15 protein-coding genes and 2 pseudogenes are annotated in these 19,338 nt (G+C 50.9%); all 17 read left to right on the top strand.

The annotated features are described in order from the left end of the window. Window positions 1–22: 22 nt before the first annotated feature. The 17 genes and pseudogenes from MMY81_RS28010 to MMY81_RS33530 all read left to right on the top strand — a co-directional run bounded on the left by MMY81_RS28010 (window position 23) and on the right by MMY81_RS33530 (window position 19,245). Window positions 23–1,702, top strand: a complete 1,680-nt coding sequence (locus tag MMY81_RS28010) for a glycoside hydrolase family 13 protein (RefSeq protein ID WP_252315389.1) — start codon at window positions 23–25, stop codon at window positions 1,700–1,702. Window positions 1,703–1,917: 215 nt separating this feature from the next. Further along, window positions 1,918–2,199 carry a hypothetical protein gene (locus MMY81_RS28005; RefSeq protein WP_252315388.1) on the top strand — a complete coding sequence of 94 codons (282 nt, stop codon included), beginning with the start codon at window positions 1,918–1,920 and terminating at the stop codon, window positions 2,197–2,199. After that, window positions 2,096–2,338 (top strand): MHYT domain-containing protein, encoded by a 243-nt coding sequence (locus tag MMY81_RS35950; RefSeq protein WP_374562963.1) that lies wholly within the window; start codon window positions 2,096–2,098, stop codon window positions 2,336–2,338. Before MMY81_RS28005 ends, MMY81_RS35950 begins: the two co-directional genes overlap by 104 nt. Then, window positions 2,268–4,346 carry a putative bifunctional diguanylate cyclase/phosphodiesterase gene (locus tag MMY81_RS28000; protein ID WP_374562961.1) on the top strand — a complete coding sequence of 693 codons (2,079 nt, stop codon included), beginning with the start codon at window positions 2,268–2,270 and terminating at the stop codon, window positions 4,344–4,346. The genes MMY81_RS35950 and MMY81_RS28000 overlap by 71 nt, the downstream gene beginning before the upstream one ends. A gap of 183 nt (window positions 4,347–4,529) precedes the next feature. Further along, window positions 4,530–5,723, top strand: coding sequence for a cation:proton antiporter (locus MMY81_RS27995; RefSeq protein ID WP_252315386.1), 1,194 nt, complete (start codon window positions 4,530–4,532; stop codon window positions 5,721–5,723). Window positions 5,724–5,929: 206 nt separating this feature from the next. Then, window positions 5,930–6,640 (top strand): FadR/GntR family transcriptional regulator, encoded by a 711-nt coding sequence (locus MMY81_RS27990; protein WP_252315385.1) that lies wholly within the window; start codon window positions 5,930–5,932, stop codon window positions 6,638–6,640. Between the two features lie 14 nt (window positions 6,641–6,654). Further along, window positions 6,655–7,899 (top strand): L-2-hydroxyglutarate oxidase, encoded by a 1,245-nt coding sequence (lhgO, locus tag MMY81_RS27985; protein WP_252315384.1) that lies wholly within the window; start codon window positions 6,655–6,657, stop codon window positions 7,897–7,899. Next, window positions 7,856–9,261: pseudogene (locus tag MMY81_RS27980) on the top strand (FAD-binding oxidoreductase). The gene lhgO and the pseudogene MMY81_RS27980 overlap by 44 nt, the downstream one beginning before the upstream one ends. Next, window positions 9,254–10,552 (top strand): (Fe-S)-binding protein, encoded by a 1,299-nt coding sequence (locus tag MMY81_RS27975; protein ID WP_252315383.1) that lies wholly within the window; start codon window positions 9,254–9,256, stop codon window positions 10,550–10,552. The pseudogene MMY81_RS27980 and the gene MMY81_RS27975 overlap by 8 nt, the downstream one beginning before the upstream one ends. 283 nt (window positions 10,553–10,835) lie before the next feature. Continuing rightward, window positions 10,836–12,027, top strand: a pseudogene (locus MMY81_RS27970) (acyl-CoA dehydrogenase family protein). A 35-nt stretch (window positions 12,028–12,062) separates the two neighbouring features. Further along, window positions 12,063–14,063: a TRAP transporter permease gene (locus tag MMY81_RS27965; protein WP_252315382.1), complete on the top strand. Its 2,001-nt coding sequence runs from the start codon at window positions 12,063–12,065 to the stop codon at window positions 14,061–14,063. Between the two features lie 40 nt (window positions 14,064–14,103). Further along, a complete protein-coding gene (locus MMY81_RS27960; RefSeq protein ID WP_252315381.1) occupies window positions 14,104–15,189 on the top strand; it encodes a TAXI family TRAP transporter solute-binding subunit in 1,086 nt (361 codons plus the stop codon). A gap of 87 nt (window positions 15,190–15,276) precedes the next feature. Further along, entirely contained in the window at window positions 15,277–15,696 is a 420-nt protein-coding gene (locus tag MMY81_RS27955) for an FAS1-like dehydratase domain-containing protein (protein WP_252315380.1), read from the top strand. Beyond that, window positions 15,693–16,082 carry a MaoC/PaaZ C-terminal domain-containing protein gene (locus MMY81_RS27950; RefSeq protein ID WP_252315379.1) on the top strand — a complete coding sequence of 130 codons (390 nt, stop codon included), beginning with the start codon at window positions 15,693–15,695 and terminating at the stop codon, window positions 16,080–16,082. Before MMY81_RS27955 ends, MMY81_RS27950 begins: the two co-directional genes overlap by 4 nt. Window positions 16,083–16,100: 18 nt before the next feature. Beyond that, window positions 16,101–17,855 (top strand): IlvD/Edd family dehydratase, encoded by a 1,755-nt coding sequence (locus MMY81_RS27945; RefSeq protein ID WP_252315378.1) that lies wholly within the window; start codon window positions 16,101–16,103, stop codon window positions 17,853–17,855. Continuing rightward, complete coding sequence (locus MMY81_RS27940) at window positions 17,855–19,117, top strand: hypothetical protein (RefSeq protein WP_252315377.1); 1,263 nt, start codon at window positions 17,855–17,857, stop codon at window positions 19,115–19,117. The genes MMY81_RS27945 and MMY81_RS27940 overlap by 1 nt, the downstream gene beginning before the upstream one ends. Next, window positions 19,114–19,245 (top strand): hypothetical protein, encoded by a 132-nt coding sequence (locus MMY81_RS33530; protein WP_256498018.1) that lies wholly within the window; start codon window positions 19,114–19,116, stop codon window positions 19,243–19,245. Before MMY81_RS27940 ends, MMY81_RS33530 begins: the two co-directional genes overlap by 4 nt. The last annotated feature ends 93 nt before the right edge of the window (window positions 19,246–19,338 follow it).

The raw sequence follows: 19,338 nt of genomic DNA, 5'->3' as shown, positions 1-19,338 counted from the left end.
GGTGACAGGGAGAGACAGCATAATGAAAGAAAGCGAATGGAAAAATGCCGTCGTGTATCAAATATACCCGAAGAGCTTTAACGACACGAATGGAGACGGCATCGGGGATCTGCCGGGAATCATCGCCAAGCTGGATTACCTGAAAGATCTTGGGATTGATATTATCTGGCTCAGTCCATTTTTCCCGTCTCCGATGGCGGATAATGGATACGATATTTCTGACTATCAGGGAATTGAGCCCTCTTTTGGAACGATGGAGGATATGGACAGGCTTCTGTTTGAAGCGTACCGACGTGATATCCGCATCGTTATTGACCTGGTGTTAAATCACACTTCGGATGAACACGACTGGTTTAAAGAATCGTCCGCTTCGCTCGATAATCCGAAACGGGATTGGTACATATGGCGCTCCGGAGATGGAAATGGAGGGCCTCCCAACAATTGGCGTTCGAACTTTGGCGGGTCGGCCTGGGAATGGGATGAACGGACGAATCAATATTACCTCCATGTGTTTGACAAAAAGCAGCCCGACTTAAATTGGGAAAATAAAGATATGCGCAAAGCCATCTATCAGATGATCCACTGGTGGATGAAAAAAGGGGTAGCCGGCTTCCGGGTGGACGCGATCACCTACATTAAAAAAAATAAAGAGTTTCCTTCGTTCGAAGCGGATGGCAGCGACGGCATGGTTACGATTGATAAAGGAAGCCTGAACCAGCCGGGGATTAAAAAGCATCTTCAGGAGCTGAAAGAAAAAGGATTCAGGCACGATGAAGTGTTTACCGTAGCGGAAGCACCGGGCGTGCCCGCAGATGAAATAGAAGATTATATTGGGGAACACGGCTTTTTTACGATGCTGTTTGAATTTGATCATGTAGACTTGGACCTGACGGCCAGTGCCAAGTGGTATGAAATGAAAGAATGGACGGTACATGATTTTAAAAAGCCGCTGTTTGACAGCCAGCGCCGTCTGCAGGAAGGCTGGTCGGCGCTGTATATTGAAAATCACGATCAGCCCAGATCCCTGAGCCGTTTTATACATGAAGGATTCCGCCATACGCACAGTGCGCAGATGCTGGCGGCCGTTTATTTTCTAATGAAAGGCACGCCCTATATTTATCAGGGGCAGGAAATAGGAATGACCAATGTAGAATATCCTGATATTTCTTCCTACAATGATGCCGTCAGCCGCCACCAGTATGATTATGCACTGGCTAACGGATGTTCCGAGGAAGAAGCACTGGCTTTTATTTGGAAAAGAAGCCGCGACAACACGAGAACACCGATGCAGTGGGATGATTCGCAACAGGGAGGGTTTACAGAAGGGAGCCCCTGGCTGGAGACAAATTCGAACTACCCGGAAGTGAATGTCAAAACGGTAAAGGCTGCATCCAATTCGCTCTATACCTTTTACCAGAAGCTGATAGCCTTTCGTAAGCATACTGCGGTAGCGCCAATTATCGAAAAAGGAGCGTTCCAGGCACTGTTCGAAGAGGATGACCATATCGTTGCCTATAAAAGAACGTATGAAAATCAGGAGATCACGCTGTACGCGAATTTCACAGCGGAAAGGGTACCTGTTTCTTTTAATGAAGAAAACAGGCAGGTCATTGTATCAAACAACGACGGGCTCGGACCTGATTCCCTATGGCTGGAACCGTATGATTTTGTTATTTTCTCCAACGTACATTATGAGTGGTGATCGTTTTTAGGAATTTCAGTAATAAAAGATGTAGAACAAACGAAATAAAAAATTAAATGGTAGTATTAGTAATGAGTCTCTACATAAAAAAAGAGGCTCGTTTTTTTTATGGAAAAGAAAAAGCCTCAACGGCATAAACAAAAGGGTCGTGAGGACCGATAGAACAAGCACATGCTCTTTCTAACGGAGCGGCTTACGATAGGAGGATAAGGGTCATGGCTGAAATAATAGAAACATATCAATTAGAAACGGCGGCGATATCGGTGCTTGTTGCTGTGCTGGCCTCCTACGCGGCACTGCATGTTTCCGCTCAGATGATGGACTCCAGAGGCATGCGCCGGAAGCTTTGGCTTATCAGCGGTTCTTTAGTGATGGCTGTCGGCATTTGGGTCGATGCATATCATTGGAATGATGGCTGTTCATTTAGGAATTCCTGTCGAATACCAATCCAGGCTGCTGATTGTATCGTTTGGCGCGGGCCTGGCTCGGTGCTTTAATAGCTTTTTGGGTCGTTTCCGTCTCCTCTTCACTGCATGGTCTTCGTCTTTTTTCTGCCGGGGTATGTATGGGCAGTGCGATTGCCGCCATGCATTATATCGGAATGGATGCTATGGAGAACGTAACGATTACATATGATCTTCCGCTTCTGCTTCTTTCCATTTTTGTATCTATAGGGGCATCGATCATAGCACTTCGGTGTTTTTATGTGTTTCCTGCCTGGCCTGATTCCAAAAAGAAATATGTATTAAAAGCAGTAAGTGCGGTTGCTGCTCGGGGCAGCGATAAGCGGAACACATTATATTGGTTTAAGTGCCGCCGGTTTTCGGATAGACGCCGGTTCACCGACAGTCGGCGAAATGACAAGTCTCACCATGGCCGTTGTGATAGGCCTGCTGGTTTTTTAATTCAGGGCATTTTTATTCTGGTAGCTTTTTATGATCGGCGTGTAGTATCACAGGCGGTGAAACTAACAGATAATGAGCAGCGCTACCAGTCCTTGATTGCGCACAGCGTGGATGCTATTTTTACGCTGGACCTGCAGGGGAGATTCCGTAAAATGAATCAAACAGGAGTGGAGTGGTCCGGTCTCTCTCGTTCCCAATGGCCGCTGACGAAGTGGGAGCAGCTTTTTCGTGAAGATACGGTCGATTTAACGGTCAAGTATTTCCGGCAGGTGGTCACCGAAGAACAGGCAGTGAATTTCAATACTGCCATTACAGCAAAGGGCAGAGCGCTTCATCTGAACGTAACGCTGATCCCTTTGTATTTGGACGGGAAGCTGGACGGAGTGCAGGGGATTGCCCGAGATATCAGCGAACAGGTCGTGGGTGAACAGCAGCTGCAGCAGGCGGCCTATCATGATTTATTAACCGGTCTTCCCAACCGCCGTTCTTTTGTACATCACCTAAAAGAAAAATTCCAGTACTCTGATGAGGGCTACGCATTACTTTTTTTGGATTTGAATCGTTTTAAAGTGATTAATGACTCCATCGGTCATACAGTAGGAGATCAGCTGCTGGAAGCCGCAGCCGGCCGTCTGAAAAATAAAGTAGGGGGCTCGGGGTTTCTGGCACGGCTCGGAGGAGATGAATTTACTATCTTTCTGTCGGACTATACATCCAAAGACCGCCTGGAGAGCCAGGTGGAACATCTGCTTGAAGCGTTCAGCACTCCTTTTTTGATAGATGGTTATACTCTTTCCACTTCAGCAAGCGTGGGGATCGCGCTGGCTCCGCAGGATGGCAGAGATCCGGATACGTTAATAAAACATGCGGATCTAGCGATGTACGAATCAAAAAAAAGAGGGCCGAACAGCGTTACCTTTTTTCATCCGCAGCTGGCAGAAGCTTCGCAGTTCCTGCTTCAAAAAGAACTCGATCTTCAGCTGGGCATCGACCGGGAAGAATTTTTTCTTGAGTATCAGCCGCGTATCGGCTGTCATCACCGGCGGATTGCCGGAGTGGAAGCGCTGGTGAGATGGAGAAAAAGCGATGGATCGATTGTGCCGCCCGGTCAGTTTATCCCTCTTTCCGAAGAAACCGGGCAGATTATTCCGCTAGGAGCCTTTATTCTGGATCAGGCCTGCCGGCAGGCAAAACAATGGCAGGAAAACGGAACGCCTATTCTTGTATCGGTTAATTTGTCGGCCAGGCAGTTTCAATCAGTGGAATTAGTGCCTTATATAGAAGCTCTTTTAGAAAGATATCAGCTGTCTCCCTCTCTGCTGGAACTCGAAGTGACGGAAAGCATGACGATGAATTGTACCGATCACTCCATTCAAATGCTTCATCAGCTGCGCGCATTGGGAGTGTCGCTGTCGATGGATGACTTTGGCACGGGCTATAGTTCCCTCTCCCACTTAAAAGATTTCCCTATTCAGCGGTTGAAGCTGGACCGTACGTTCGTCCAGGGAGTCTATGAAAACAGCAAAACCGAAAAAATCACCCAGGCAATTATTGCTCTCGGACGCTACCTTGACCTCGAGATCACGGGGGAGGGCGCAGAAACCGAGGAGCAGGTCGCCTACCTGGAAGCGCATCACTGCTCCGACATTCAGGGGTTTTATTTTAGTAAACCGTTATCGGTCGAAGAGCTGGAGGAACGTTATTTAAGCCGTATGGTTTTTTCAGAGCAGAGGAGATAAAGAATCTACAGTCCGGGATGTATGACCGGAATATACAATCGTTTTAAAGGTTTAAAAAAACAGGTTTGGTGTAACATAGAATAAACAAGGTAATTATCCATTCCTATATAAGCCGGAAAAAGGTTCATATCTTTTTTCGGCTTTTTTAGTGTGAAAAATCTGCCATAGAAAGGAGAAAGACTCATGACAGAACAGCTTCATCTTCTTTTCATTCTGCTTTTTATTGGATTTATTATTCTGGTAATAGATAAGAAAAATAAACAGTTCCCGGTGCCGATGGTACTGCTTCTGCTGGGGATCGCTTTATCCTTTGTTCCCTACTTTTCTTCCTTGTACTTAACGAAAGATATTATTTTTATGGTGTTTCTGCCGGCGCTGCTGTTTGCTTCTGCTTATAAATTTCCGGTAAAAGATTTAAAGAAAAATGCGGGTACAATAGCCGTACTGGCCTCTATCGGCCTTATATTGACGACGCTGTTATTTGGAGGAGCCATTTATGCGCTGGCTCCGGCTTTTGCAGATATTTCTTTTGTAGGGGCCCTGCTGATTGCGGCGATGTTAACTCCTACCGATCCGGTGTCGGTGACCTCCATTTTAGAGAAAACATCTGAAGATAAAAATATTTCCACTATCGTAGAAGGGGAATCCATGATTAATGATGGAACGAGTGTGGTTGTATTTACGATTGTGTCAGCAATGTTTGTTCACGGAGAGACGTTTTCCGCCGGTTCATTCCTGGGAGAGTTTCTCCTCGTTTCCCTCGGTGGAACAGCTATTGGCCTGGCAGCAGGATGGATCATTACCAAAGCGGTTCATTACATGCATCAGCATGTATATCAGGTGATGCTCAGTCTCCTTGCGGCTTATGGAAGTTTTTACATCGCAGAGGCGGCCGGTGTTTCCGGAGTGCTTGCTACTGTATGTACAGGGATTATGGTCTCCTATGCACTGACGTCTACGGAGAATGAGGATAACTTGCGCTCCTATCTGGACGGATTCTGGAATGTGCTGGAGCCTATTATTCTGTCGCTTCTTTTTCTGCTGATTGGTATTCAGGCTGCAGACTATCTCGTCTTTGACGGCTGGCTGTTTGCTGTTGTTATTTTTATTTTGTCGCTGCTGGTCCGTTTTATCGTACTGGGAGGAGTGCTCCATAATCCGCTTTCCGTTCCGGCTTCGTTCAGCTGGACCTCTATTTCCATTATTACCTGGTCGGGGCTGAAAGGAACCGTATCCGTTGCCCTTCTGCTCAGTATTGAAGCAGATACGAACAGCCAGGCAGATATGATTGTATCCCTGACTTTTGCTGCCATTGTGCTCTCCCTTGTTATTCAAAGCCTCGGAGAATACCCCATCATGAAGAAGCTGGAAAAATAGAGAGGGCCGGTATGGCGAAAACATTCAAGCAAAACTTCATGACATCCGGCAGCATTAAGCCTGAATTCTCGTTATTAAAATAGAGAGTTCGGGTTTTCTTTTCTTTTTTTTATAGAAGAACTTCTTGCCAAAAGGAAGCGATTTCAGCTAAACTTGTCATACAACATGACAAGTTTATTTTGCGTTATAAGAAAGGGAGGCAGAGGATGGATTCCATGATTGACCGAAAGAAAGTCTCCAGCCAGGTGCTGGAGCGGATTAAAGAAAAGATCAAAAGCGGGGATTTTCCGGCGGGGGAAAAGCTGCCGTCTGAAATGGAGCTTGCCCGTCAGTTCGGCGTGAGCCGGGCGCCGATCCGCGAAGCGCTCAGTATTTTGTCGGCGAGCGGAATCGTGGAATCAAGACAGGGCGGCGGCAGCAGGGTGCATCCGGTTCCGCTTGTCGATATGCTCGAGCAGATTCCATATGACGTAGTGAAAATTGAAGAAGTGCATGACCTTCTCGAAATGCGGAGCGTGATTGAAGTAGAAGCGGCCGCTCTTGCCGCGGTGCGCCATACGTCGGCAGAAGAAGATGAGCTTAAGCTGGCGCTCGAAGAGTTTTCCAAAACCGTAGCGGATGAACAGGAAGTCGGGGCGCGGGCGGATTTTTCCTTTCACCGTGTGCTGCTCAAAGCCGCCCGCAATCCTTTCCTCGAACAGACGATGAACAACGTCAGCGGCCTTCTGCAGAAAGCGCTCGACTATTCGCTCTCGCAGAACGTGGGCAGGCAGGAAAAGCGGGAAGAAGTGTACGCAGAGCATCAGATTATTTATGAGGCATTCTGCCGACGGGACCCGGAGGCCGCCCGCGCCGCCATGCGAACCCATCTGGAGAACGCCCGTCGCAAGCTGGGAGACACGAGAGTAGATCACTAAAAGGAGGAAATGATATGGCAGACTATATTATTATCGGCGGAGGGATTGTCGGATTATCGACAGCCTACGCTTTAACAAAAGAGAAGCCGGAAGCTACAATCGTTATTCTGGAAAAAGAACAGCAGGTGGCGTCGCATCAGACCGGGAACAACAGCGGCGTGATTCATTCGGGTATTTACTACAAGCCGGGCAGCTTAAAGGCAAGACTTGCCAAATCGGGCAACGAGTCGATGCGGCTGTTTGCCGAAGAGCATGGCATCGACGTCGACATCTGCGGCAAGGTGATTGTGGCCTCCGAAGAAAAAGAGCTGCCGTTTCTGGAGGATTTGTATGAGCGCGGCCTGGAAAACGGTTTGAATATAAGAAAGCTCAATCAGGAGGAGCTGCGTGAAAAAGAGCCGCACGTCAACGGTATTGCGGCGATTCACGTGCCAACGGCCGGAATTATCAATTACAAACAGGTGTCCAATAAGCTCTCAGAACTCGTTCAGGCAGCCGGAGCCGAAGTGAAAAGCGGAACGGCCGTGACGGGAATTGCTGAGCATGAAGCCGGGGTGACCGTTGATACCGATAAAGGCCGATTTGAAGGAAAGTACTTAATTAACTGCGCCGGCCTGCAGAGCGACCGGATGGCAAAGCTCGCAGGCTATCATCTGGATGTGAAAATCGTGCCGTTCCGCGGAGAATACTACAAGTTTGTGGAAACGAGCCGCCACCTCGTTCGCAATCTGATTTACCCGGTGCCAAATCCGGATTTCCCATTTCTGGGCGCCCATTTTACCCGCATGATTGACGGCAACGTGGATGCCGGGCCGAACGCGGTGCTCGGGTTTAAAAGGGAAGGCTATAAGAAAAGCGACATCAACTGGAAGGATTTGTCCGAAGTGCTTCTCTATAAAGGCTTCTGGAAGCTGGCGCGTCCGTATTTAAAAGAAGGCACCGGCGAAATGATCCGCTCGGTAAACAAAAAGAAATTTGTAAAGAACCTGCAGAAGCTTCTGCCCGAGGTGAGGGAAGAGGATCTGATTCCGGGCCCGCGCGGCGTCCGGGCCCAGGCGCTGAGCGTAGACGGCAAAATGGTCGATGACTTCTATATCGTACCCGGCCGGAACAGCCTGCACGTCTGCAACGCCCCGTCTCCTGCCGCCACAGCAAGCCTCGAAATCGGCAAAGAGATTGTGAAACGCGTGGATGAAGGAAGGAGGAGGACAGATCATGGAAGCTCAATGGATCACAGCGCTGCAGCAGCGAATCGATAAGGAACGCGTTCAGACCGGCACGGCGGACCGGCACAGCTACAGCTACGACGGATCGTTCGGTGAATTTCTGCCGGAGGCGGTCGTGCAGGTCAGGAGCACCGCAGAAGTGGTCGCAGTGATGGAAACGGCGAACACGTACCGCGTTCCGGTTACGCCAAGAGGTCAGGGCACATGTTTGAGCGGCGGGCCTCTTCCTGTAAAGGGGGGGATCGTGCTCGATATGAGCCAGTGGCCGTCGTCCATCGATATTACGCCCGGTGATTTAACCGCCCGCGTTTCCCCGGGAACGCTCACCGCGGCCATTCACGCAGCGGCGGAAGAGCACGGCCTGATGTATCCACCGGACCCGAGCAGTGCGCATGTGTCCACGATCGGCGGCAACCTCGCGGAGAATTCCGGCGGGCCCCGCGGCTTGAAGTACGGCGTAACGAAGGACTACGTGATCGGTCTGGAAGTCGTAACGCCGGAAGGCAAAGTCATGCAGGCCGGCGGGAGCACGATTAAAAATGTAACCGGGTTTGATCTGACCAAGCTGATCGTCGGCTCGGAAGGAGTGCTCGGCGTGATTACGGCAGCCACGCTCAAGCTGATCCCGAAGCCTCAGGCTGTACAGACAATAATGGCGTCATTTGCGTCGATGGAAACCGCCGGGAGGCGATTTCTACAACACTTACCTCCGGCATTCTTCCTGCCAAAATGGAGTTCATTGACCAGGCCTGTGCCCTTGCGGTGGAAGCTTATCAGCCGTCCGGACTGCCAACCGATGCGGCCGCAATTGTTATGATTGAGCTGGATGGCAATGAAGAATCGATTCAGGTGGAAGCCCGGCAGGTAAGTCAAATTATGAAAGACCTCGGCGCTTTGGAGGTCATCGAGCCGAAGACGCCGGAAGCGGCCGCTGCGATCTGGAAGGCGAGAAAAATGGTCTCACCGGCCATTGCCAAAATTAAGCCGACGAAAGTATCCGAGGATGCGACCGTGCCGAGAAGCCAGATTCCGGCGATGACGGCGCGTCTTGCCGACATACGGGAGAAGTATGGTGTTTCGCTCGTCGTGTTCGGCCATGCGGGAGATGGCAACCTGCATCCGAATATTCTCTGCGACAAGCGCGATCAGGAGGAAATGAAGCGGGTGGAGCTTGCCGTCGGGGAGATTTTTGAAGCCGCGATTGAGCTTGGCGGCACGCTGTCCGGGGAGCACGGCATCGGCACGATGAAATCGTCGTTTATGGAGCAGGAGCTGGGCGCGGTCGGTGTAGATATGATGCGCCGGATTAAGGACGCCTGGGATCCGAACGGCATTATGAATCCGGGCAAAATATTTGCTGAGCCCGGGCAGAGGCTGGTGTTAACCGATGAGTAATCCCGGTACGCTGAAAGAGCGGATGAACTATGAGAAGTCCTTTGACTGCGTGCAGTGCGGCTACTGCCTGCCCGCGTGCCCGACCTACGAAACGATGGAAACCGAAAAGCATTCGCCGCGCGGCCGGATTCAGCTGATGAAGCTCGCGGCGGAAGGGAAGATCGGTCTTGAAGAGCTGGAGGAGCCCGTAGGTAAGTGCCTCGGCTGTATGGCCTGTATGCCGGTCTGTCCGACAAACGTCCAGTATGATCAGATGCTGGAAGGCGCGAAGCGGGTCATTGAAGACAACAAACAAAAGCCGAAGCTGCAGCAGGCGGTGGAGCACTCCCTGCTCGATACGCTGATTCCCTCAACAGGCGGCATGAATACGGTGGGCAATCTGACCTGGCTGTATCAGAAAACCGGCCTGCAGAAAGCGGCGCAGAAGCTGCGGCTCTCCACGCTCGCGCCGCTTGCGATGGGGGAATTTGAAAAAGTACTGCCTCCGCAGCCGTCTCCAAAAGAACGAAGCGCCCGTCCGGCATTCCGTCCGGCCCGTCAGCCCGAGAAAGCCCGGGTCGCTTTTTTCACCGGCTGTGTAATGGACAGCATGTTTTTTGCGATTAACGAACAGTCGATGGAGCTGCTGGCGATTGCTGGAGCGAGTGTGGTCGTTCCTGAAGAACAGACTTGCTGCGGGGCGCTGCACGCCCATTCGGGCAGACATGACAAAGCGGTGGAGCTCGCGAAGCAGAATATTCAGATGCTCGAGGAGCTCGATGTCGATTACGTCGTGAACAATGCCGGAGGCTGCGGCGCGCAGATGATCCGCTACGACCACCTTTTTGAAGAGGGGACCGTCTGGCATGAACGGGCGCTGGCTTTTACAAACAAAGTAAGAGACATTACCCAGGTGCTGGCTGATCTCGACAGCCTGCACTTTACAAAACCGGTTCATGAACGGATCACCTATCAGCCGTCGTGCCACATGACGAACGTGCAGCGCGTCACGGAAGCGCCGCGGGCACTGATGCAGGCGGTTCCAGGTGTGGAGCTCCAGGAAATGAATGATCCGAATTTCTGCTGCGGATCGGCCGGGGTATATAATCTCGTCCAGCACGAATCCTCTATGAATATTCTCGACGTGAAAATGAAGGATGCCGGCAGCACCAGGACGTCCACTATTGTAACGACCAACCCCGGCTGCCTCCTGCAGATGAAGTACGGAGCCCAAAAAGCAGCCACCGGCCAGCGCGCTGTTCATTTAGTAGAGCTGCTGATGGAAGCCGGACCCGTACCAAAAGACGCGTAAGCGGTAAATTGGATCCAATATCCAATTTAAAAAAAGTATAAATATTCAGATTCATATTGACATGTTTGCCGGAATTGACTATCATTGTAACTATTAAAGACGATTATGGATTGTTAAGTTCCGACTTACTTCTTTAGCCGGAAGTGAATCTCGGATCCAAACGCCAGTCCGCTCTGTCTTCTTGCATGATCTATTTTGCATGGGAGAATTAGGAGAAGACTGGCGTTTTCTTTTTTGTCTATATATGTAAGCGCTTTATAATACGATTGCAGGGAGCGATTCGATGGATTTTAACTATTCAGAGGAACAGGTAATGGTCAAGAACATGCTTCGGGACTTTGTAGATAAAGAGATTATTCCCCATATTCAGCAGTGGGATGAAAAAGGTGAATTTCAGCCGGCGATTCTGGAAAAACTCTCCGGGCTTGGCATGATGGGAATCTGTATCCCGGAAAAATACGGCGGCAGCGGAATGGACTACAATACGCTCGCGATTGCCTGCGAAGAGCTTGAACGCGGCGACACGGCCTATCGGACCGCTGTTTCTGTACACACCGGCTTAAACAGTATGACGATTCTCCCAATGGGGAACGGAAGAACAGAAGGAACGAATACTTACGCCTCAAGCCAAAGGCGAAAAAATCGCCGCATTCGGCTTAACTGAACCAAACGCAGGCTCAGACGTGGCGGCGATGAACTCCACGGCGGTCAAAGACGGCGATTCCTACATTTTAAACGGATCGAAAACGTGGATTTCCCTATGTGACTATGCAGATCATTTTCTCGTCTTTGCCTATACCGATAAGAGCGCCGGCCACAAAGGGTTATCAGCGTTCGTGATCGACCGGAACATGGACGGCTTTTCGTCCAAGGCGATTAAAGGAAAGCTCGGTATCCGTGCAGGAAACACCGGTGAAATTTTCTTTGAAGACATTAAAGTGCCAAAAGAAAATCTGATCGGAGAAGAAGGGGAAGGCTTTAAAATAGCGATGAGCGCGCTTGATAACGGCCGGTTCACCGTGGCAGCCGGCGCCTGCGGGCTCGTAATGGCTTCCCTTGAAGCAAGCGTGAACTACTGCCACGAACGGAAAACCTTTGGAAAAGAAATCGGGAAACACCAGCTCGTGCAGCAGATGATTGCGAATATGGAAGCCGGCCTGCAGATGGGACGCGCTCTTGTGTTTAAAGCAGGCAGCTTAAAGAATGCCGGAAAACGCAACACAAGAGAAACGTCGATGGCGAAATGGCAGGCCTGTAATTTTGCCAACGAAGCCGCCAACGATGCCGTGCAGATATTCGGCGCCTACGGCTATTCCAACGAATATCCGGTGGAGCGGTACTTAAGAAACTCCAAAGCGCCTGTGATTTATGAAGGAACACGGGAAATCCATACGGTCATGCAGGCCCGCTACGCATTAGGCTATAACGAAGACAAGCCGCTGCGCAAAACGCTTCCGGCCTGGCCGTTCGAATAACATAAAAAAACCACAATCGAAAGGGGGACATGAACATGAGTGAGAAAAGCACAGAAACACTGGAAGAAGAGCACAAGCAGATGGAAATACTGGATGAAGAGGGCAAGATGAGAAGCTACACCGGCTTTATGAAGTGGGGTATCACAGCTATATGTATTGTCTGGGCCTTCATGCTGATGTACTTTAACAGCTTCGGAAACATGGAGGCGCTTATTCTTAGAGCCTATACTCTCGGCTTTCTATTCCTGATGGCGTTTCTGTTATTTCCTGCTTCAAAGAAAAGTGGAGGCAAAAGAAGACTTCCTACGATTTGGGACATGATTTGTATCATCGGTTCCATCGCTGCCATCATTTATTTCGTCTCTATTTATGAAACATTTGCCAGAGAATGGGGAGGCTTTCACCGTACGGACTGGAACTACGTGGCCGGAGCGGTAGGAACGTTGTTTCTGTTTGAAGCAAGCAGACGGGTGGTAGGAAACACACTCTCTATTATTGCAGCAGTCTTTCTTGCGTATATATTTCTCGGGCCCTACATCCCGGGAACCTTCGGACACGGAGGCTTTACGCTGACAAGAACAATTTCCACAATGTTCTGGGGCGCTCAGGGAATATTCGGGATTGCGCTTGGTGTTTTCACCACATTCGTTTTTATGTTTGTCCTGTTTGGGGCCTTTTTGAAAAACAGCGGATTTACCGACTTTGTTAACGATTTAGCCCTTACGATAGCGGGGAGCACGGCCGGAGGGCCTGCGAAAGTAGCCGTACTCGGAAGCGGTCTGATGGGCATGGTAAATGGAAGTGCGATCGGAAACGTCGTAACGACCGGTACCGTGACTATCCCCTTAATGAAAAAAACGGGTTACAAGAAGCATTTCGCCGGAGCGGTGGAAGCCGTAGCCTCTACCGGTGGATTATTCGCCCCGCCTGTTATGGGTGCTGCCGGTTTTATTATGGCAGAGTTTATCGGTGTGCCGTATACAACGATCATGCTCGCTGCGGTTATTCCGGCGCTTCTGTATTTTATTACTGTTTTCATGGTCGTTCATTTTGAAGCAAAAAACCTCGGGTTGTCAGGGATAAGCAAGGAAAATATCCCTTCAGCTATAGGCGTGTTAAAAAGCAAAGGACATTTGATTGTCCCGCTGGCTGTATTGGTTTACCTACTGGTTATCGGTACGACGCCGACCTACGCCGCGGTATTTGCCCTGTTTGCCACGATTCTGGTCAGTGCATTTAGAAAATCGACCAGAATGAGCTTTAGAATGATTATCCAGTCGATTGAAGACGGCTGTAAGGCTGCCGTAGCAGTTGGTGTAGCCACTGCCATCGTCGGTATTATCGTCGGTGCGGTTACGCTTACAAGTCTCGGTCTGGTAGTAGGAAATAACATATTGAACCTCGCAGGCGACAGCCTGTTAATCGCCGGTATCTTCACGATGGTGATCAGCATCATCATGGGTATGGGCGTGCCGGCGACAGCGGCGTACATTATCGTAGCGACCGTATCGGCACCACTTCTTGTGGAACTTGGTGCTTCGGTACTTGTAGCGCACATGTTTGCTTTCTTTTACGCCGCTTTATCCAACATTACGCCGCCGGTGGCGCTGGCCTCGTACGCCGCAGCCGGTATAGCCAACGCGTCGCCGAACAAAGTATCGATGACGGCGGTGAGGATAGGAATAACCGGCTTTATCATACCGTTTTTCTTCCTATTCAATCCGGTGCTGTTGTTTGACGGCTCCAGCTACTCGGCAAGTATTCTCGCCGCCATTACAGCGATTATTGGTGTTATCGCTCTGGCAGCCGGCCTGCAGGGCTGGTTATTGACCAGAGCTAATATAGCGCAGCGTCTCATTCTTTTTGTCAGCGCTTTCCTTCTTGTCGAACCGACATTTCTTTGGGATCTGGTAGGAATTGCCCTGCTGATCGGCATTATGGCGTGGCAGAAAGTGAAGCCGACCCAAGCGAAGCAGCCTAAGAAAAAAAAGGAACCAGCCGATCCTATGTCAGACAATGGGAGAGTAAAACTGTAGGCATTCAGAAACATAAAAAAAGAAAAAGGGGAGTTTTATCATGAAAAAGATGTCCACGAAAAGAGTATTTCCAGCAGTGACCATGGCGGTAGGACTGACGTTCATCGCAGGCTGCGGAGGAGGCGGCGGTGGAGAAGAGTCCGGCGGCAGTGGATCAGAAAGCGAATCCTCTGAAGGAAGCGAAGCATCCGGAGAAGGCGGCCTGGACGGCGGCGAAGGAAACAATGAGGCAGAAGAAGGAGATACGCAGGTGAACCTGGTAACAGCCAGTGAAACCGGCCTTTACTACCCGCTTGGTGCAAGTCTTTCCAACTTCTGGTCCAATGAGGTGGACGGCGTGTCCTCCTCTTCCCAGTCCTCCAATGGAAGCGTACAGAATATGATCTACATGTCCCAGGGAGAAGCGGATGTCGGCTTCGTAATGGGTAACATTCTCCAGGATGCCTATGCAGGCGAAAATGGATTCGAAGGCGAGCAGTATGAAGACGTAAGAATCCTTGCTGGTATTTATCCAAACTACAATCACGTTGTGATGCGTGAAGGCGCCGGAATTGAGTCCATCGGTGATATTGAAGGCGAAAGCTTTGCACCGGGAGCGACGGGAAGTGGAACGGAAATTGCGTCCCAGCATATTCTCGGCGCATACGATCTGACGTTTGATGACATTAACGCCAACTTTGGCGCATTCCCGGAAGCAACGGATCTGATGAGAAATAATCAGGTAGTCGGCGCCAACATTAACGGCGGCCTCCCGACATCTGCCGTAAGCGAAATGCTGAGCACGGCCAACGGGGTTCTGACAAGCATTGATGATGAACAGCGCCAGGAAATGCTCGATGAGTATGATTTCTATATTGATGAAACGATCCCGGCTGGAACATATGAAGGCCAGGAAGAAGACGTTCATACGACGGCGATGCAGAACTTCCTCGTAGTGGATGCGTCCATGTCCGATGAAGTGGTCTACGATCTCACGAAAGCAATGTGGGACAATATTGAAGACCTGCACACAAGCCATGAGACGTTCCAGCAGTTCCAGGTAGAGAACTTTGATGAAGGTTCCGGAGATATTCCATTCCAACCCGGCGCAGAGCAGTACTATGAAGAGGAAGGTCTTCTTGACTAATACAGGACATCTGTTCCAAAGAAGTGAAGGCTGTTTTTCTGAACAGCCTTTTCCTTTTTTCTTCATAAAAAAAGGAGGGTGACAGCCGTGTATTGGGAAGATTTTCTGCATGTATCTGCAGCGGAAGTGGAAAATACGGTCTCCTCTGAAAGGGTGGATCAGTTTAAGGAAGCTCTCGGCTTTCCCGGTATGCCGGAGGGTCACGTCCCGCCGACTTTCGTTCGGACGTTTTCGTTTGGAGACATCCAGGGCCTTATCTGGCCGGATGCCGGAATGATTCACGCCGAACAGGAATACGACTATTACAGGCCTCTCGTGCCGGAAGAAACGCTCTTTTGTTCCCAGCGGATCGACAAGGTCGTCCGCAAAACCGGCAGAAGCGGAGAGATGGCATTTATTTATTTAACGCAGACAGGAAAAGACAGCGCAGAACAGACGGTGTTTATCTCCCGGCGTGTGCTCGTCTGGAAAGCAGCCGGACGGCGCTCGGAAGGAGTGCCTGAATGAACATTACTACTATTCATGAAAATTGTATAAAAATATCCGGCTTCAGCAGAGAGCAGGTACAGGGTTACGCCCGGGCTTCCGGCGACCTCAACGGCATACATATCGATGAGGAGGAAGCGAAAGCGCATGGCCTTCCCGGCGTTATCGTGCACGGCCTGCTGACGATGGCGTATACATATATGCCGTTTCTGCCACTCCTGGAAAAAGACTGGTACGTCTCGCATTTTCAGACCAGATTCACCGGCCGCGTGTTTCTCGATGAAGCGCTGCTTATCGAGTGGATGCCGGCGGAAAAAGAGAACACCTTTACGCTGAAGGTATCAAAGGAAGACGGAACGCAGGTAACCGAAGGAATCATCGAGCTCTCACAGAGCAAGTCCATGTAACAGAAAGGGTGCACGCTTATGGCAAAGGATCGCAAACAAACCGCTTCGTATGGAGATGAAGGATTCAGCGTATTTTTAAGACAGGCGTTCGCCCGCCATATGGGGCACACAAAAAAGGACTGGGAAAAGCCGACGATCGGCATCTGCAACACACAGAGCGAGGTGAATCGATGCCATACCCATTTTGGCCCAATTGTCGAAGCCGTCAAGCGTGGCGTGCTGATGGAGGGCGGCATCCCGCTGGAGTTTCCGACTATCTCTCTCGGCGAAAGCTTTACGAGCCCGACGACGATGATGTTCCGGAATCTGGCTGCGATGGATACAGAAGAAATGATCAGCGCCCAGCCGCTGGACGGTGTCGTATTAATCGGCGGCTGCGACAAAATGACGCCGGCCCAGCTGATGGGGGCGGCAAGTGCTGATATTCCTTCCATTATGATTACCGGAGGCGGCATGGACAACGGAGAATACGAAGGGAAAACGCTCGGTGCCTGTTCAGACTGCCGCTTTTTCTGGCAGGAGTACCGCAGCGGCAGCGTGTCGGAAGAAGAGCTCGACAATATTAACCAGGCGCTCGCACCTTCCGCCGGCCACTGTATGGTGATGGGGAGTGCGAGCACGATGGCGGTCGTTTCAGAGGCGCTCGGCATGATGCTTCCCGGCGGCGCAGCAACGCTTGCCACCGATAACAGAAAGCTCGCCGAAGCCCAGGAAGCCGGAAAGCAGATCGTGAACCTCGTGGAAAAAGATATCGTGCCCTCGGATATTATGACGGAAAAAGCATTCGACAATGCGATCCGGATGATTATGGCTGTCGGCGGATCCACCAATGCGGTGATTCATCTGACCGCTATTGCCGGCCGGCTCGGCATTAAGCTGCCGCTGTCGCGCTTCGACACGCTCGGACAGGATACGCCGTTTATCGCCAATCTCCGCCCGGCAGGGGAATACCAGATGAAGGAATTCAGCCATGCCGGCGGGGCGCGTGCGGTAATGAAGGAAATAGAAACGTATCTTCATACCGATGTACTGACGGTTACCGGAGAGTCCCTGAAAGAAAACCTGGCGGATGTAACCGTGTCTGACAACTACCGCCACGTGATCCGCCCGCTGTCTGATCCGCTCCATGAAGGAGACGGAATCGCCGTTCTGACAGGAAATATTGCGCCAAACGGAGCGGTCATTAAGCCTAAAGCGGCTTCCGCTGCTCTGTTAAAGCATGAAGGCCGCGCGGTCGTGTTTGAATCCACCGCGGACATGGAGCAGAAAGTAAACGATCCGGACCTGGACGTCGAAGCCGACGACATACTGGTGCTGAAAAACACCGGGCCGCGCGGGGCACCGGGGATGCCGGAAGCAGGCATGCTGCCGATCCCGAAAAAGCTGCTCGAGCAGGGAGTGCGGGATATGGTCCGCATCTCGGACTGCCGCATGAGCGGTACCGCCTTTGGGACAATTGTGCTGCACGTTTCGCCTGAATCAGCCGTCGGCGGGCCGTTTGCGCTCGTCGAAACCGGGGATACGATCCGGATGGATGTGCAGGCACGGGAGCTGGAGCTGCTCGTCGACGAGGCGGAGCTCGCCCGCAGGCGTGAAAACTTTGCCCCTCCGGAAAACGGAGCAGAACGCGGCTACAAAAAGCTGTTTCAGGAACATGTGCTGCAGGCCGATCAAGGCTGCGACTTTGACTTTTTAATGCCTCCGTCCCTTCGTTTGGCAGATAAGACGAAAGACGGCAGAATCATACAGGAGGAGAAAACGAGGGGAGGCTGATGGATACCGTAAACAAATGGCCGGAGCGGATTTCAATTTCCAGAGGGTATCTGCTGCTGACGCTGACCGTTCTTTTTATCCTTTTCAGCTTTACCGGCTGGCCGGGAGAACAGGTGCTGATGGTGCTTACTGTAGGGTTGATTCTTTATTCGCTGCCTTTTATGGCATTTTTTCCGAAGATCATGACGAGTATTCTGCTGATTACCGGCCATTTGGTATTTTTTGCCCAGGGTCTCGGATTTTCCTACTGGCGGGAATCCCTGATTGAAAACCTGCCTCTCGTGGCGCTGTTCGTATCCGTACCGCTGTTTGCCTATCCGTTAAAAAACGGCGGCTACGTTGAATATATTTCCATCATCGCCCACCGGTTTTTAAAAACGCCGGTTAAAATCTTTTCGAACATTGTGATTCTCACAAGCATATTGTCTTCGTTTATGAATCTGGGCTCTGTGCGCATCTCCTTTGAGCTGTTTCACAGCGAAATTGAAAAGAATCCGAAGTTTTATACAAAAGCGATATCGCAGGGATTTACGCTCGCGATGTGCTGGTCCCCGTATTTTGCCGGGGTGGCGATTGTGCTCAGCATGCTCGGGCTGCCGATTTTTCCCTTTATTTTCTGGGGGCTGCTGCTTGTGCTGATCGGCACCGCCGTGTCGGTGCTGCTGATTATGAAACAGCCTCCGGAAACAGAAGAGCTGGCCGCTGCGATGGATAAAGAAATGCAGGCGGCCCGGGCCGCGCCGATTACCGCCGGTAAAGGGATAGAGCTGCTCGTCATATTCGCCGGAATGTTTGCGGGAATTTTTATTCTCGAGCGGCTGCTTGATGTTAATCTGGTGATCCTGATCAGCGTGATCGCGATTGCCTACCCGATACTCTGGTCGGTGTGCATCAACAGAATACAGGCATTCGGGCGCTCGCTGCAGCATTACAAAAATACGATTCTTCCGAATATACACAATGAAGCGGTGCTCTTCATAGCGGCCGCTTTTTTCGCCAAAATGGTTGAAACCACACCGGTATCTCCGTTTATCGCTTCATTTTTTGCAGCGATTAACCAGCTGTCGCCGCTGCTCGTTATTGTCATGACGATTGGCGTGATCGTTCTGCTCGGTGCCGGCGGCATTCACCAGATTCTGACCGTTTCTTTAATCGGCGCCAGCGTCTCCACGGCTGATCTGATGATAAGCGTCGAAGCGTTTGCGCTTGCCCTGATGGCCGGCTGGTCGTTGTCGACCGTCGTGTCTCCGCGGCGGCGTTGAACTTAACGCTGGGCACCCTGCTTCACCGCTCGCCGTTCAAAGTGGGAATGTGGAACCTGCCCTATGTGCTCGTGACGGGCGCTTTCGTATCCGTTGTAATTTATGGTATCAGCTATTTGACTATGTAACAGAAAGGAGGCGGTGGTATGAAAGTTGTATGCGTGCATGCGCTGAAATCCTCGCTCCAGCCGATTGAAGACGCCTTTCAGCGGCACCGGAAG

Source organism: Sinobaca sp. H24 (assembly GCF_023845525.1).
Note: the sequence above shows the minus strand (reverse complement) of the source record. Positions and strands in the feature narration are given on the sequence as shown.

Bases quoted from the DNA above. Each gene is read 5' to 3' on its own strand.
- MMY81_RS28010 (WP_252315389.1), top strand. From the start codon at position 23: ATGAAAGAAAGCGAATGGAAAAATGCCGTCGTGTATCAAATATACCCG.
- MMY81_RS28005 (WP_252315388.1), top strand. From the start codon at position 1,918: ATGGCTGAAATAATAGAAACATATCAATTAGAAACGGCGGCGATATCG.
- MMY81_RS35950 (WP_374562963.1), top strand. From the start codon at position 2,096: ATGCATATCATTGGAATGATGGCTGTTCATTTAGGAATTCCTGTCGAA.
- MMY81_RS28000 (WP_374562961.1), top strand. From the start codon at position 2,268: ATGGGCAGTGCGATTGCCGCCATGCATTATATCGGAATGGATGCTATG.
- MMY81_RS27995 (WP_252315386.1), top strand. From the start codon at position 4,530: ATGACAGAACAGCTTCATCTTCTTTTCATTCTGCTTTTTATTGGATTT.
- MMY81_RS27990 (WP_252315385.1), top strand. From the start codon at position 5,930: ATGGATTCCATGATTGACCGAAAGAAAGTCTCCAGCCAGGTGCTGGAG.
- lhgO (WP_252315384.1), top strand. From the start codon at position 6,655: ATGGCAGACTATATTATTATCGGCGGAGGGATTGTCGGATTATCGACA.
- MMY81_RS27975 (WP_252315383.1), top strand. From the start codon at position 9,254: ATGAGTAATCCCGGTACGCTGAAAGAGCGGATGAACTATGAGAAGTCC.
- MMY81_RS27965 (WP_252315382.1), top strand. From the start codon at position 12,063: ATGAGTGAGAAAAGCACAGAAACACTGGAAGAAGAGCACAAGCAGATG.
- MMY81_RS27960 (WP_252315381.1), top strand. From the start codon at position 14,104: ATGAAAAAGATGTCCACGAAAAGAGTATTTCCAGCAGTGACCATGGCG.
- MMY81_RS27950 (WP_252315379.1), top strand. From the start codon at position 15,693: ATGAACATTACTACTATTCATGAAAATTGTATAAAAATATCCGGCTTC.
- MMY81_RS27945 (WP_252315378.1), top strand. From the start codon at position 16,101: ATGGCAAAGGATCGCAAACAAACCGCTTCGTATGGAGATGAAGGATTC.
- MMY81_RS27940 (WP_252315377.1), top strand. From the start codon at position 17,855: ATGGATACCGTAAACAAATGGCCGGAGCGGATTTCAATTTCCAGAGGG.